This is a genomic window from Marisediminicola antarctica (assembly GCF_009930795.1).
In the GTDB taxonomy this organism is placed as follows: domain Bacteria; phylum Actinomycetota; class Actinomycetes; order Actinomycetales; family Microbacteriaceae; genus Marisediminicola; species Marisediminicola antarctica.
Map to the genome: position 1 here is coordinate 1,604,157 of NZ_CP017146.1, position 13,593 is coordinate 1,617,749.

General features: G+C 68.2%; 10 protein-coding genes. 5 read left to right on the forward strand and 5 right to left on the reverse strand.

Going from position 1 to position 13,593, the window contains the following annotated elements:
• Positions 1-88: 88 nt before the first annotated feature.
• Together rsgA and aroA are read right to left on the reverse strand one after the other, a co-directional pair.
• Entirely contained in the window at positions 89-1,114 is a 1,026-nt protein-coding gene (gene rsgA / locus BHD05_RS07555) for a ribosome small subunit-dependent GTPase A (protein ID WP_161885890.1), read from the reverse strand.
• A gap of 2 nt (positions 1,115-1,116) precedes the next feature.
• Positions 1,117-2,523: a 3-phosphoshikimate 1-carboxyvinyltransferase gene (aroA, locus tag BHD05_RS07560; RefSeq protein WP_161885891.1), complete on the reverse strand. Its 1,407-nt coding sequence runs from the start codon at positions 2,521-2,523 to the stop codon at positions 1,117-1,119.
• A 163-nt stretch (positions 2,524-2,686) separates the two neighbouring features.
• Between aroA and BHD05_RS07565 the strand changes: the two genes are divergently transcribed.
• Together BHD05_RS07565 and BHD05_RS07570 are read left to right on the forward strand one after the other, a co-directional pair.
• Positions 2,687-3,364 (forward strand): sigma-70 family RNA polymerase sigma factor, encoded by a 678-nt coding sequence (locus tag BHD05_RS07565; RefSeq protein ID WP_161885892.1) that lies wholly within the window; start codon positions 2,687-2,689, stop codon positions 3,362-3,364.
• Positions 3,361-3,600 carry a zf-HC2 domain-containing protein gene (locus tag BHD05_RS07570; protein ID WP_161885893.1) on the forward strand — a complete coding sequence of 80 codons (240 nt, stop codon included), beginning with the start codon at positions 3,361-3,363 and terminating at the stop codon, positions 3,598-3,600. The genes BHD05_RS07565 and BHD05_RS07570 overlap by 4 nt, the downstream gene beginning before the upstream one ends.
• 67 nt (positions 3,601-3,667) lie before the next feature.
• Here BHD05_RS07570 and BHD05_RS07575 read toward each other — a convergent pair whose 3' ends face one another.
• Positions 3,668-7,480: a multifunctional oxoglutarate decarboxylase/oxoglutarate dehydrogenase thiamine pyrophosphate-binding subunit/dihydrolipoyllysine-residue succinyltransferase subunit gene (locus BHD05_RS07575; RefSeq protein WP_202614318.1), complete on the reverse strand. Its 3,813-nt coding sequence runs from the start codon at positions 7,478-7,480 to the stop codon at positions 3,668-3,670.
• A gap of 155 nt (positions 7,481-7,635) precedes the next feature.
• On the opposite strand from BHD05_RS07575, the gene guaB1 reads away from it, so the two are divergent.
• The 3 genes from guaB1 to BHD05_RS07590 all read left to right on the forward strand — a co-directional run bounded on the left by guaB1 (position 7,636) and on the right by BHD05_RS07590 (position 11,569).
• A complete protein-coding gene (gene guaB1 / locus BHD05_RS07580; protein WP_161885895.1) occupies positions 7,636-9,075 on the forward strand; it encodes a GMP reductase in 1,440 nt (479 codons plus the stop codon).
• A 122-nt stretch (positions 9,076-9,197) separates the two neighbouring features.
• Complete coding sequence (locus BHD05_RS07585; RefSeq protein WP_161885896.1) at positions 9,198-10,526, forward strand: hemolysin family protein; 1,329 nt, start codon at positions 9,198-9,200, stop codon at positions 10,524-10,526.
• Positions 10,523-11,569 (forward strand): hemolysin family protein, encoded by a 1,047-nt coding sequence (locus BHD05_RS07590; protein ID WP_161885897.1) that lies wholly within the window; start codon positions 10,523-10,525, stop codon positions 11,567-11,569. The genes BHD05_RS07585 and BHD05_RS07590 overlap by 4 nt, the downstream gene beginning before the upstream one ends.
• Before the next feature lie 415 nt (positions 11,570-11,984).
• On the opposite strand, the gene BHD05_RS07595 is transcribed toward BHD05_RS07590, so the two are convergent.
• Together BHD05_RS07595 and BHD05_RS07600 are read right to left on the reverse strand one after the other, a co-directional pair.
• Positions 11,985-12,449, reverse strand: a complete 465-nt coding sequence (locus BHD05_RS07595) for a GNAT family N-acetyltransferase (protein ID WP_161885898.1) — start codon at positions 12,447-12,449, stop codon at positions 11,985-11,987.
• 58 nt (positions 12,450-12,507) lie between these two features.
• Positions 12,508-13,590, reverse strand: a complete 1,083-nt coding sequence (locus BHD05_RS07600; protein ID WP_161885899.1) for an NADH:flavin oxidoreductase/NADH oxidase — start codon at positions 13,588-13,590, stop codon at positions 12,508-12,510.
• Positions 13,591-13,593: the final 3 nt, after the last annotated feature.

Here is a 13,593-nt window from a genome sequence, read left to right on the forward strand (position 1 = left end):
GGACTGGAGCGTGTAGTCGGTCACGTCACAAGGTTAGGGCAGCTGTGCGCGCCGTCCCGACGACGTGGCTCCGGCGGGGCCGGCGGAGTCAGGCGAGCGTCGACAGCAGCCGCTGCAGCGAGTCGAGGCGGTACCGGCCGATGTCGCCGAGGCGACCGGCCCCGATCTGCTCGATCATCGCGCAGTCCGGGGAGCCCGGCAGGTGGGTGCAGCCGCGGGGGCACTCGAGCGCGATCTCGGCGAGGTCGGTGAACGATCGCAGGATGCTGTCGGGGTTCACATGCCCGAGCCCGAAGCTGCGCACGCCCGGGGTGTCGATGATCCAGCCGTCCCCGACCCGCAGCGAGATAGTCGACGACGAGGTGTGCCGGCCACGACCGGTGACCGTGTTGACCCGGCCAATGGCCCGCTTCGCGTCGGGGACCAGGGCGTTGACCAGGGTGGACTTGCCGACGCCGGAGTGTCCGACGGCGACGGTCGAGTGCCCGCTGAGAAGCGCACGGAGCGTCTCGAGCGGCCACTTGTCCTCGGCGCTCTGCACGACGATGATGTCGAGTCCGACGAAATTCTTCAGAAACTCGGTCGGGTCTGCGAGGTCGGTCTTCGTGATGCACAGGATCGGGGTGATTCCCGCGTCGAATGCCGCGACCAAGTACCGGTCGACGAGCCGGGGCCTCGGCTCGGGATTGGCGGCGGACACGACGATGAGCATCTGGTCGGCGTTGGCGACGATGATGCGTTCGACCTCGTCGCTGTCGTCGGCGCTGCGCCGCAGGAGGGTTTTCCGCTCCTGGATCCGCACGATGCGGGAGAGGCTGCCCTCGACCCCGCTCGTGTCGCCGACGAGGTCGACGCGGTCTCCCGTGACAACGGGCTGCTTGCGCAGTTCGCTCGCCCGTGAGGCGATCGCCTCGTGCTCCTCCGGGGTGCCCTCGCCGACGAGTACGAGGTAGCGGCCACGGTCGACCGTGAGCACACGCCCGGTGACGGCGTCCTTGTGCTCCGGACGAATCTTGGTTCGCGCCCGGTTTCCCTTGGGGTTCGGCCGCGACTTCGCCTCGTAGTCGGCGTACTTGTCTTCGTCCTCGTCATTGTCCTCGCTGAGCCAGCTCATTGTCAGAAGAGGTTCAGCGGGTCGATGCGGGCCGAGGGCGCGGCGCCGACGGTGCGCAGCCACAGTTCGGGAAACTCGGGCATCGTCTTGGCTGTCGAGCCGATGTCGTCGATGCGGATGCCGTGCACGGCCAGTCCGATGACCGCGCCGGCATGAGCCATCCGGTGGTCCTCCCAGGCTTTCCAGGGCCCGCCGACAAGCCTCCGCGGCTCGATCGCGAGCCCGTCGTCGAGCTCGGTGACGTCACCGCCGAGGGCGTTGACGTTGGCGGCCAGCGCGGCGAGCCGGTCGGTCTCGTGACCTCGAAGGTGACCGATGCCCGTGATCCGGCTCGGACCGTCGGCGAGCGCGGCGAGCGCGACGAGAACGGGCGCGAGCTCCCCGCCCTCACTGAGGTCGAGGTCGATACCGGGAAGGCTCACGCCGCCGACGACTCCGGCGCCTCCGTCGATGACCAACCCGTCGCTCGACCTCGCCACGGTCGCACCCCAGAGCGGCAGGATCGCCTCGAGGTGCGCGCCGACCTGCGTCGTCGTCGTGGGCCAGCCGGGGATCGTCACGGTGCCGCCCGCGATGATCGCCGAGGCGAGGAACGGTGCGGCGTTGGAAAGGTCGGGCTCGATCGCGACGTCGAGCCCGGCGATGAGCCCCGGCTTGACGACCCAGTGTCCGGGAGAAGGGGTGTGCACCCTGACCCCCCGAGCGCGGAGGGTCTGGATGGTCATCTCGATGTGCGGCATGCTCGGCAGCGAGTCGCCGACGTGGCGCAGGCTCAGGCCATTCGTGAAGCGAGGTGCGGCGAGCAGCAGGCCCGACACGAACTGGCTCGATGCGGACGCGTCGATCTCAAGTTCGCCTCCGGCGACGACACCGGTGCCGTACAGGCTGAAGGGTAGGGCGCCGCGGCCATCATCCGACACATCCACGCCGAGCGCGCGCAGCGACTCGATCGTGGTGCGCATCGGTCGGCGGCGCGCGCCCTGGTCACCGTCGAAGGCGACCGGGCCGAGCGCGAGCGCCGCGACGGGCGGGAGGAAGCGCATGACGGTACCGGCGAGCCCGCAGTCGATGGAGGTTCCGCCCGCGAGTTCGCCGGGCGTGACCCGGAGGTCAGGGCCGTACTCGCCCGCGCCGAGCTCGTCGATTCGGGTGCCGAGCGAGGCGAGGGCCTCGATCATCAGGGCGGAGTCGCGCGAGCGCAGGGGAGCGTGCAGCGTAGAGGGGGAGTCGGCGAGGGCCGAGAGCACGAGCTCCCGGTTGGTGAGTGACTTCGAGCCAGGCAGCCGCACGGTCGCCGAGAGTGCGCCGGAGGCGACCGGAGCCTCCCAGGGGCCGGGCTCATGGTCGGATGTCTCGCGCGCGTCGTCGTAGGGACTGAACTCGGGCCCGGAATAGTTGAATACCTGCATCGGTTACAGGATATCGAGGATTCACCCGAGGAACCGGAGGTCACGCGTGAGCATCAGCACCGCAGCGGGCATCAGCCCCGCATCCGACAGACGAGGGTACCGCGTTGCAACCCACGGAGCGCCGAAGGGAGGCGCCCGTTGCCGCAAACTAGACTTGATCCCGATGAACACGCCGAGTGAAGACCAGCTGGCCTCCGCGCCCGATAGCCCCGCGAACGAGACACCGGCCGCGGAGGCCGACGTCGCGCCGCCCGTTGCCGTGCCCGATGTGCGCGACCTGTTCGAGGAGCAGGCCATCCCGTTCATGGACCAGCTGTACGGCGCGGCGCTGAGAATGACGCGCAACCCGTCGGACGCCGCCGATCTCGTGCAGGAAACATTCGTGAAGGCCTTCGCCGCGTTTGGGCAGTTCCAGCAGGGCACCAACCTCAAGGCGTGGCTGTACCGGATCCTGACCAACACATTCATCAATACGTACCGCAAGAAGCAGCGTGACCCATACCAGGGCACCATCGACGACCTCGAGGACTGGCAGATCGGCGGCGCCGAGTCGATCACCCAGGGGCGTGCGACGCGGTCGGCCGAAGTCGAGGCCATCGATCACCTGCCCGACAGCGCGGTGAAGGATGCTCTCCAGGCGATTCCGGAGGACTTCCGCCTTGCGGTGTACTTCGCCGATGTCGAAGGCTTCTCCTACCAGGAGATCGCCGACATCATGAAGACTCCTGTTGGCACCGTGATGAGCCGGCTGCACCGTGGCAGACGGCTACTTCGGGGCCTGCTCTCCGGATACGCGAACGAACGCGGTCTGAGCGTTTCTGTGAAGGGACAAAAGAAATGACCGACTGGGGCTGCGAGAAGGCCAAGGCCGAACTCGAGGAATACCTGCACAACGAGCTGCTGACCGAGGATGCCACCGACATCGCCGAGCATCTCGCCAACTGCGGCGACTGCGACGGCGAACGTCGGGTCGGGCTCGTGCTCACCCAGGCGGTGCAGCGGGCCTGCAAGGAGATCGCTCCAGAGGACCTGCGTGACCAGGTTATGACGCGAATCCGCGAGATGCAGGCGCACTAACCCCCGACACACGAGAAAGCGGGCGACCCGAGGGTCGCCCACTTTGTTCGTTCGTCGTCGACGCCGGTCAGTTGGTCAGGGCGCGTTCGATGAGGTCGACCTGCTCCTGCGCGCTGCGCTTGGTAGAACCCGTCGCGGGCGACGCGGCTGCGAGGCGTGAGGCGACGGTGATCGACCGCCCGCCGAGCTCCGGTGCGAGCTCGAGAGAGATGAACGGCCAGGCACCCTGGTTCTCCGGCTCCTCCTGGGCCCAGACGAGCTTGGCGTTCGGGTACTCGTCGAGCACGGCGTGCAGCTGGTGGAGCGGAAGCGGGTAGTACTGCTCGAGCCGCACGAGGGCGACATCGCTCAGGCCACGCTTCTCGACCTCGGTGGCGAGGTCGTAGTGGATCTTTCCCGCATGCAGCACGACGCGCGTCACGGCCGACTTGTCGGCGACGCGCGCGTCATCGAGCACCGGCTCGAACTTGCCCGAGGTGAAGTCCTCGACCGGGCTCGTCGCGCCGCGCAGGCGCAACATCGCCTTCGGGGTGAACACGATGAGCGGACGACGAGGCCTCGCGTAGGCCTGGCGTCGCAGAAGGTGGAAGTACGACGCGGGGGTCGACGGCCTCGCCACGGTCATGTTGTTCTCGGCGCACAGCTGCAGGTAGCGCTCGATGCGGGCGGAGGAGTGGTCCGGCCCCTGCCCCTCGTAGCCGTGCGGCAGCAGCATGACCACACTCGAGCGCTGGCCCCACTTCTGCTCGGCGCTCGAGATGAACTCGTCGATGACGGTCTGGGCGCCATTGCCGAAGTCGCCGAACTGCGCCTCCCAGAGCACGAGGGCGTCGGCGCGCTCGACCGAGTAGCCGTATTCGAATCCAAGGGCCGCGTACTCGCTGAGCAGCGAGTCGTAGATCCAGAACCTGGCCTGGTTGTCGCTCAGGTTTGCCAGCGGCAGCCACTCCTGGCCGTTCTCCCGATCGTGCAGCACCGCGTGGCGCTGCACGAACGTTCCTCGACGGGTGTCCTGGCCGGCCATGCGCACGGGGGTTCCCTCGAGCAGCAGCGATCCGAGCGACAGCAGCTCGCCGAAAGCCCAGTCGATCGAACCGTTGCGGCTCATGTCGACGCGCTTGCGCAGCAGGGCCTGCAGCTTCGGATGCACCGTGAAGTTGGTGGGCGGGTTGTCGAACGCGTCGCCGATCAGGCTGATGACCGAGTCCGACACTCCAGTGGTCGCCGGCTCGCCGGTCGTGTCATCCTGCTGGGAGCCTGGGCGCCCGAGATCGGAGACCCCGTGAGGGTCCTGCACGATGATGGGCGTCGACGCTGTCTGCGCCGCGTGGGTCTCGGCGAAGGCCCGTTCGAGGCGGTCCTGGAAGTCGGCGTGCGCACCCGCGTACTCCTCCTGGGTAATGTCGCCGCGTCCGACGAGCGCGTCGGAGTAGAGGGTCCTGACCGAGCGCTTCGCCTCGATGAGGTTGTACATGAGTGGCTGCGTCATCGAAGGGTCATCGCCCTCGTTGTGGCCGCGTCGGCGGTAGCAGACCAGGTCGATGACGACGTCGCGGTGGAATTCCTGGCGGTACGCGAACGCGAGCTGCGCGACGCGCACGACGGCCTCGGGGTCGTCGCCGTTGACGTGCAGAACCGGGGCCTGGATCGTCTTGGCGACATCCGTTGAGTAGATCGACGTTCGACCCTCTCCCGGAGGCGTCGTGAAGCCGACTTGGTTGTTGACGACGAGGTGGATCGTGCCACCGGTACGGTAGCCGCGCAGTTGCGACATCTGCAGGATCTCGACCACGATGCCCTGCCCGGCCATTGCCGCGTCGCCGTGGATCATGACCGGGAGCACGTTGAAGGTTCCGACGGGCTTGCGGTCCTGCTTGGCACGCACGATTCCCTCGAGCACGCCGTCGACGGCCTCGAGGTGGGACGGGTTGGCTGCAAGATACACGGGGATCTGGTCGCCGGTGGCCCCGGTGAACGTCCCCTCGGTTCCGAGGTGGTACTTCACGTCGCCGGAGCCCTGCACGGTGCGCGGGTCCTGGGTGCCCTCGAACTCGCGGAAAATCTGGCCATAGGTTTTGCCGGCGATGTTGGTGAGCACGTTGAGTCGCCCGCGATGCGCCATGCCGATCGCGACCTCGTCGAGGTGCGATTCCGCGGCGCCCTGCAGGAGCGCGTCGAGGAGCGCGATCGTCGACTCGCCGCCCTCAAGGCTGAAGCGCTTCTGGCCCACATACTTCGTCTGAAGGAACGTCTCGAAGGCCTCCGCCTCGTTGAGCTTGCCCAGCACGCGCATCTGCGCGTCGTGGGTCGGCTTCGAGTACGGTTTCTCGAGGTGATCCTGCATCCATTTGCGCTGCACGGGATCCTGGATGTGCATGTACTCGACACCGATCGTGCGACAGTACGAGTCGCGCAGCACGCCGAGGATCTCGCGCAGGAGAGCCGAGCGGCGCCCGCCGAAGCCTCCCGTGACGAACTCGCGATCGAGGTCCCAGAATGTCAGGCCGTGGCTTGTGACGTCGAGGTCAGGGTGCGAGCGCTGCTGGTATTCGAGCGGGTCGATGTCGGCCATGAGGTGGCCGCGCACCCGGTAGGAGTTGATGAGCTCCTGCACGCGGGCGGTCTTGTTGACGGCGTCGGCGAGGTCGACGTGGATGTCGGCGGCCCAGTGGATCGGCTCGTACGGGATGCGGAGGGCGGAAAAGATGCCCTCGTAGAACCCGCGCTGTCCGATGAGCAGCTCGTGCACCTTCTTGAGGAACTCGCCGGACCCTGCGCCCTGGATGACGCGGTGGTCATAGGTCGAAGTGAGGGTGATGGTCTTGCCGATGCCGAGGTCGGCAAGTGTCGTCTGCGACATGCCCTGGAACTCGGCCGGGTACTCGAGGGCACCCGCCCCGATGATGCAGCCCTGGCCCCTCATCAGGCGGGGCACGGAGTGCTCCGTGCCGATGCCGCCCGGGTTGGTGAGCGAGATCGTGGTTCCGGCGAAGTCGCCAGCGGTGAGCTTGTTGTCGCGGGCCTTGCGCACGATGGCCTCGTACTCGGCGACGAAATCGGCGAAGCCCATCGTCTCGGTCTTTTTGATGCCGGGAACGAGCAGTGCCCGAGTGCCATCGGGCTTGGGCATGTCGATGGCGAGGCCGAGGTTGATGTGTGCGGGGGAGACGAGCGAGGGCTTGCCGTCGACCTCCTCGTAGAAGACGTTCTGGCTCGGGAATTCCTTGATCACCTGGATGATCGCCCAGCCGATGATGTGGGTGAACGACACCTTGCCGCCGCGGGCGCGCTTGAGGTGGTTGTTGATGACGATGCGGTTGTCGATCATGAGCTTCGCCGGGATCGTTCGCACGCTCGTCGCGGTCGGTACGCTCAGGCTCGCGTCCATGTTCGTCGCGAGGCTCTTGGCCATGCCGCGCAGCGTCTGGACGACGTTCTGGTCCTCGACGGGCGTCGCGGTCTCGCCCTTCGGGGACGGCTTGGCCGACCGGGGGGCATCCGCTGGGATCGGCTGGCTCTTCGCCACAACCGACGTGGTCCGTGCGACGGGCTGGCTGCCGCTCGCCGATGCGGCGGGCGCGGCCTCCTGTGCGCCATCCGCGGGGGCCGCGGCTGTCGCTGCCGGCAGTACCTCCTCGGGAACCTGCGGCTCCTGGCTCGGGTCGGCGACGGCGGCCTCAACCTTCTCGGCCGATGGTTCGGCCCCCGCGGGGGTCACCTCGGTGCGGTGGTAGTTCTCCAGAATGGGCCACCACGATTCGTCAACCGAGTTCTTGTCTGCGGTGTACCTCTCGTACATCTCATCCACGAGCCATTCGTTGGCCCCGAATTCGCCGGAGGAGGAATCCTCTGGCACGAGTCCGGTTACTTGGCTAGACACGGCCGACCGCCCACTTCCCTTGAGTTTTTGCATGTTTCGTCACTATTGGCGTACGGCCTCAGACAGGGTGTCCGCCGACGTTGGAGGCACACCGATCAAGCTTAATCGCATTCCCGGGAGGGTACGACCGGCGCGCGAGGCAATAGCGTGAAGATATGAAGTTCTACGATGCACTGCCGCAGCACGACCTGACCTACTCGGACGTGTTTCTGGTGCCCAGCAGGTCGGGCATCAGGAGCAGGCTCGACGTGTCGATCGCCCCGAGTGACGGGACAGGAATGTCGATTCCGATCGTCTCGGCGAACATGAGCTCGGTGACCGGGCCCCGGCTCTCGGCGACCCTCGCGCGCCGCGGCGGCTTGGGGGTACTCCCGCAGGACATGCACCTGCAAGATCTCGACTCGGCGATCCGCTGGGTCAAGGACCAGCCCGTCGCGTTCGACTCGCCATTGTCGCTCCGGCCGGAAAACACCGTCGCCGACGCCCTGCGCCAGCTGCCCGCCGTCGAGGGCCACGGGATCGTGCTGCACGACGAGCGTGACAAATACCTCGGCTGCATCTCGGCGGCCCGGCTGGGGACCGCGCTGCCCGACGCCCGGTTGGGAGACCTGCTGCACGGCCAGCTCGCCTCGATCGACGCCGACGATGTGCCGACGGCGCGGGAGGCCTTCGACCTGATGGTTGCCGCCGACCTGCAGTTCGCCCCGGTGCTCCGCCACGGACACGTGATCGGCACGCTCAGCCGCACCAGCGCCCTGCGGTCGACGATCTATACGCCCGCCGTCGACGCATCCGGCCGGCTCAGGGTCGCTGCGGCGATCGGCGTCAACGGTGACATCGCTCGCAAGGCGAAGGCGCTCGCCTCGGCGGGGGTCGACGTTCTGGTGATCGATACCGCGCACGGCCACCAGGACGGCATGATCGCCGCCGTCGAGACCGTAGCCGCCCTGGGGCTGGGGATTCCGCTCGTCGCCGGCAACGTCGTCTCCTCCGACGGCGTGGGCGACCTCGTGCGGGCCGGCGCGAACATCGTGAAGGTCGGCGTCGGGCCCGGCGCGATGTGCACCACGAGGATGATGACCGCCGTCGGGCGCCCGCAGTTCTCAGCGGTGCTCGAGACCGCCGCCGCCGCCCACGAGCTCGGCGCCCAGGTCTGGGCCGACGGCGGGGTGCGCTACCCGCGCGACGTCGCTCTCGCCCTCGCCGCCGGCGCATCCTCGGTCATGATCGGCTCCTGGTTCGCCGGCACCATCGAGGCGCCGGGCGAGCTGGAGACGGATGCCGAAGGACGGCTCTACAAGGAGAGCTGGGGGATGGCCTCCACGAAGGCTGTGCATGACCGGTTCGACCGGCTCGAGGCGTACGAGCTGGCTCGGAAGACCCTCTTCGCCGAGGGAATCTCGTCGTCGAGGATCTACCTCGACCCGCTGCGGCCGTCTGTCGAGGACCTGCTCGACATGATCACCTCCGGCCTGCGCTCATCGCTCACCTACGCGGGAGCGACGACGCTCGGCGAGTTCTCCGAGCGCGCGCTCGTCGGCATCCAGTCCGCTGCGGGGTATGAGGAGGGCAAGGCGCTCCCGGTCAGCTGGTGATGGGGCCGCGACAGGTGACCGGGTCGCACTAGTGCTCCGGCGGCTGGCTCCCAGCGGGGACCACAGTACAATTGGCCGAATAATGGATGACCCCCCCTCTAGTTACTCGTCCGGTGGCCGCCATGAATGAGTTCGTGCTGCTCGCCATCGGATTCACGCTCACAGTCGGTACCGGATTCTTCGTCGCCTCGGAGTTCGCCCTCGTCAACCTCGACCGCTCTGAGCTCGAGGCTCGCCACGCCCGTGGCGAGAAGAACCTCACCATGACGATCGCCGCTCTCAAGATCACCTCGACGCACCTCTCGAGTGCGCAGCTCGGCATCACCCTGACGACCCTGCTCACCGGGTACACCCTCGAGCCGGCGTTCAGCGCGATGCTGCGCGCACCGCTCACGGCCATCGGCCTCACCGGCGCGGCGCTCACGGTGATCGCGAGCATCGTCGCCATCACCTTCGCGACCCTGTTGTCGATGATCATCGGTGAGCTCGTGCCGAAGAACTTCGCACTTGCCCTGCCGAGGGCGACCGCGAAGGTCGTCATCCCGTTCCAGGCGGGGTTCACCCTGGTGTTCAAGCCCTTCGTGCGCTTCCTCAACAACACAGCCAACTCGATTCTCCGCTCGATCGGCATTGAGCCGAAGGAGGAGCTGTCGTCCGCGCGGACCGCGGAGGAACTCACGTCGCTATTGCGCCGATCCGCCCGCGAGGGCAGCCTCGACCGCGACACGGCCACGCTGCTCGCCCGCACGATCGCCTTCAGCGAGCACGTCGCCTCCGACGTCATGACGCCGAGGCCGCGCGTCACGAGCGTCGATCGCACCGCGTCGGCCCAGACCGTCATCGACCTCGCCCGGCAGACCGGGTTGTCTCGCTTTCCGGTGATCGACGACAGCATCGACGACATCGTGGGCCTCGTGCACATCAAGCAGGCAGTCGCGGTGCCGCGCGCGAAACGGTCGAAGGTTCCCGTGTCGGCGCTGCAGACGGAGGCGCTGCGCGTCCCCGAGACGATGAAGCTCGACACCCTCATCGGCGAACTCCGCCTGGATGGCTACCAGATGGCTGTCGTCGTCGACGAGTACGGCGGAACAGCGGGCGTTGCGACCCTCGAGGACCTTGTGGAAGAGCTCGTGGGCGAGGTCGCCGACGAGCACGACCGGGCCAGGGCCGGGGTCGTGCGATCGCGCGACTGGCTGACGTTCCCCGGCAGCCTGCGTCCGGACGAGCTGCTCGAGCGGGCGGATGTCACCGTGCCGGAGGACGGCCCCTACGAGACCGTCGGTGGTTTCATCATGAGTGAGCTGGGCCGGCTGCCGGTCGTCGGCGACATTGTGAGCGTCGAGGCGGGCATCTTCCGGGTCGAGCGGCTCGACGGGCGCCGGATCGACCGCCTGAGATTCACCCCTACCCCCGTGCCCAGCGAGACAACCCCAGTGAAGAGCGAGAAATGACCGACGCAGACTGGTGGGGACTCGCCTGGCTCGTGATCCTGCTCGCCGTGAACGCCTTCTTCGTCGGTGCCGAGTTCGCCGTGATCTCGGCCAAGCGATCCCAGATCGAGCACAAGGCCGAAGCAGGAAACCCCGCGGCGAAGGCCGCCCTGTACGCGATGGAGCACGCGACGCTGATGCTCGCGACGAGCCAGCTCGGCATCACGGTGGCGTCGCTGCTCATCCTGAACGTCTCGGAGCCGGCGATCCATCACCTCCTCGAGATCCCGCTCGCGCTCACCGGGTTGTCGGCCGAGGTGATCGGCACCATTGGATTCGTCTCGGCGCTGGCCATCGTGACGTTCCTGCACGTGGTTCTCGGCGAGATGGTGCCCAAGAACCTCTCTTTCTCCGTTCCCGACCGCGCGGTGCTCCTGCTCGCGCCCCCGCTCGTGTTCGTCTCGACGATCTTCCGCCCGGTGATCGTGTCGCTGAACGCGATCGCCAATGGCGTGCTGCGCCTGTTCCGGGTGGAGCCCAAGAGCGAGGCGACGAGCGCGTTCACCTTCGATGAGGTCGCGACGATCGTGGCGACCTCGACCAAGGAGGGTGTGCTCAACGACAGCATTGGCGCCCTCTCGGCGGCGTTCGAGTTCACCGAGAAGAAGGTCAAGGACATTTTCGTCGCTATGCCCGACCTCGTGTCGCTCTCGGAGGCGGCGACGCCCAAGCAGGTCGAGCGGGCGGTCGCGCGGCACGGGTTTTCCCGCTACGTGCTCGTCGACGACGCAGGCCTGCCGACCGGGTACCTGCACCTCAAGGACGTCATCGACCTCGAGGACGCCGAGGAATTCGAGGAGCCCGTCCCGCCCAAGCGCATCCGTCAGCTCATCGCGATCGATCGCGAGATGGACCTCGAGGACGCCCTGGCGTCGATGCGCAGATCCGGCACCCACCTCGCGAGCGTGTTCGACGAGTTGGGAGCAACGCAGGGGGTGCTGTTCCTCGAGGACATCATCGAGGAGCTCGTCGGCGAGGTCCAGGACGCGACGCGGCGCATCTAGCCGGCGCGCTTGCGCGGGCGCTGTGCGCTTGCGCGGGCGCTGTGCGCTTGCGCGGGCGCTGTGCGCTTGCGCGGGCGCTGTGCGCTTGCGCGGGTCGCGGAGTGCACCATGCGGCGTCGGCGTGGGAGAGCGATCCGCTTTTGCGGGCAGCACGCGCGAACGCGTGTGGTCTACCTCCCGCGCGAGCGCGTCTGGCCCGCGAAGCTCGCGTGTGCACTCAGAGTCGGACTTCACCGCGGGTACGGCGCGCTTCTGCGTGTCGTGCGCGTTCGCGCGGGCCCCGCGCGCTTCTGCGGGGAGCGGGTACGGCGCGCTTGCGCGGGTAGTGCGCGTTCGCGCGGGCGAGCGTGTCCTGCTTGCGCGGTATTCCGGGTGGACCACAAGGATGCGGCGCGGCGCTCTCGGTTCGCGTAGGTCAGCTGGCCGCGCTGCTGGCCCGGGGGACAAGGTCGTAGGTGACCCACGGGGCGAGCTCGGCGACACGATCGTAGAGCCGCCTCGCGGTGGCGTTGTCCGGGGCGGTGATCCAGCGCACGACGGCGATTCCGCGATCGCGCGCGACCTGCGCGAGAGCCTCGAGAAGCTGCTCGCCCGCACCCTGGCCCCTGGCCTCGGGCGAGACGAACAGGTCGTCGAGGAAGATCCCGGTCGACACCGACAGTTGGTCGGGAAACTCCCGCCAGTTCGCGAGCCCGACCACGACGCCGTCGTGCACCGCCACGAGACCCTCGAGGCGCGTGGCCGGGTCGAACAGCATCCGCCACGCCGCCTGCACCTTGGCCGGGTCGGCTGGCTCCCGGTAGAACTCGCGGTAGCCGGCATAGAGCCGGCACCAGTCGGCTTCGTCGGCGGGGGAGACGGCACGGATGCTCAGGGTCATCCCGCCAGTATGCCGCTCGGGGGGCCGTTGGCGCAGTGGCGCACCGGGCCCGCGGCCGCTAGCGCGGACGCGCGCGGTGGTACTGGACCGGCCAGTAGTCGATCGGCACCCCGAGCTCGTGGGCGGCGCGCAGAGGGAAGTGCGGGTCACGCATGATCTCGCGCCCCATCATGACCACGTCGGCCCTCCCGGAGCGGATGATGTCGTCGGCCTGCGCGGCCTCGGTGATGAGGCCGACGGCACTCACCTCGACCTCGGCGTCGCGGCGCACCTCCGCGGCGAACGGCACCTGGTATCCGGGGCCGATCGGGATTTTCGCGCCGGCCACGAGTCCGCCGGACGAGATGTCGAACAGGTCGGCGCCGGCATCCCGCGCCCACTCCGCGACGGCGGTCGTCTGGGTTACGTCCCAGCCGCCATCGGTGTAGTCGGTCGCCGAGAAGCGCACGAGGATCGGCACGAGCTCGCCGACCTCGGCGCGCACCGCGGCGATGATCTCCAGCAGCAGCCGGGCACGGTTCTCCAGGCTGCCGCCGTATCCGTCGTCGCGCCGGTTCGATAGCGGCGACAGGAACTGGTGCACGAGGTAGCCGTGGGCGGCGTGGATCTCGACAACGTCGAACCCGGCCTCGACGGAGCGGCGGGCGGCCCGCGCGAAATCGGCCACGATGGCGTCGATGCCCGCCCGGTCGAGCGCGCCTGGCTCGTCATAGCCGTCGAACGCGACGGCCGAGGGTGCGACGGTGGACCAGCCGCCGGCGCCGACCGGGCGTGTGCCTGATTCGGCCCCCCACTCCCGGAAGACCGACGCCTTGCGCCCCGCGTGGGCGAGCTGGATGCCGGCGGAGGCGCCCTGGGAGTGGATGAAGCCGACGATGCGCGACCACCCGTCACGCTGCTCGTCGGTGTAGATTCCGGTGTCCTCGGCCGAGATACGGCCGACCGCATTCACGGCCGTCGCCTCGGTCATCACGAGACCCGCGCCGCCGCGCGCGAATGAGCCGAGGTGCACCAGGTGCCAGTCGGTGGGCACGCCGTCCTCCCGGTCCACCGAGTACTGGCAGAGCGGCGCGACCCAGATGCGGTTGCGCACGGTCACGGAGCGGATGGTGTGCGGGGAGAAGAGCGTGGATTCAGACATCTC

Coding starts and splice junctions, on each gene's coding strand:
- BHD05_RS07590 (WP_161885897.1), top strand. CDS start 10,523: ATGACCGACGCAGACTGGTGGGGACTCGCCTGGCTCGTGATCCTGCTC.
- aroA (WP_161885891.1), bottom strand. CDS start 2,523: ATGCAGGTATTCAACTATTCCGGGCCCGAGTTCAGTCCCTACGACGAC.
- rsgA (WP_161885890.1), bottom strand. CDS start 1,114: ATGAGCTGGCTCAGCGAGGACAATGACGAGGACGAAGACAAGTACGCC.
- BHD05_RS07570 (WP_161885893.1), top strand. CDS start 3,361: ATGACCGACTGGGGCTGCGAGAAGGCCAAGGCCGAACTCGAGGAATAC.
- guaB1 (WP_161885895.1), top strand. CDS start 7,636: ATGAAGTTCTACGATGCACTGCCGCAGCACGACCTGACCTACTCGGAC.
- BHD05_RS07600 (WP_161885899.1), bottom strand. CDS start 13,590: ATGTCTGAATCCACGCTCTTCTCCCCGCACACCATCCGCTCCGTGACC.
- BHD05_RS07585 (WP_161885896.1), top strand. CDS start 9,198: ATGAATGAGTTCGTGCTGCTCGCCATCGGATTCACGCTCACAGTCGGT.
- BHD05_RS07565 (WP_161885892.1), top strand. CDS start 2,687: ATGAACACGCCGAGTGAAGACCAGCTGGCCTCCGCGCCCGATAGCCCC.
- BHD05_RS07595 (WP_161885898.1), bottom strand. CDS start 12,449: ATGACCCTGAGCATCCGTGCCGTCTCCCCCGCCGACGAAGCCGACTGG.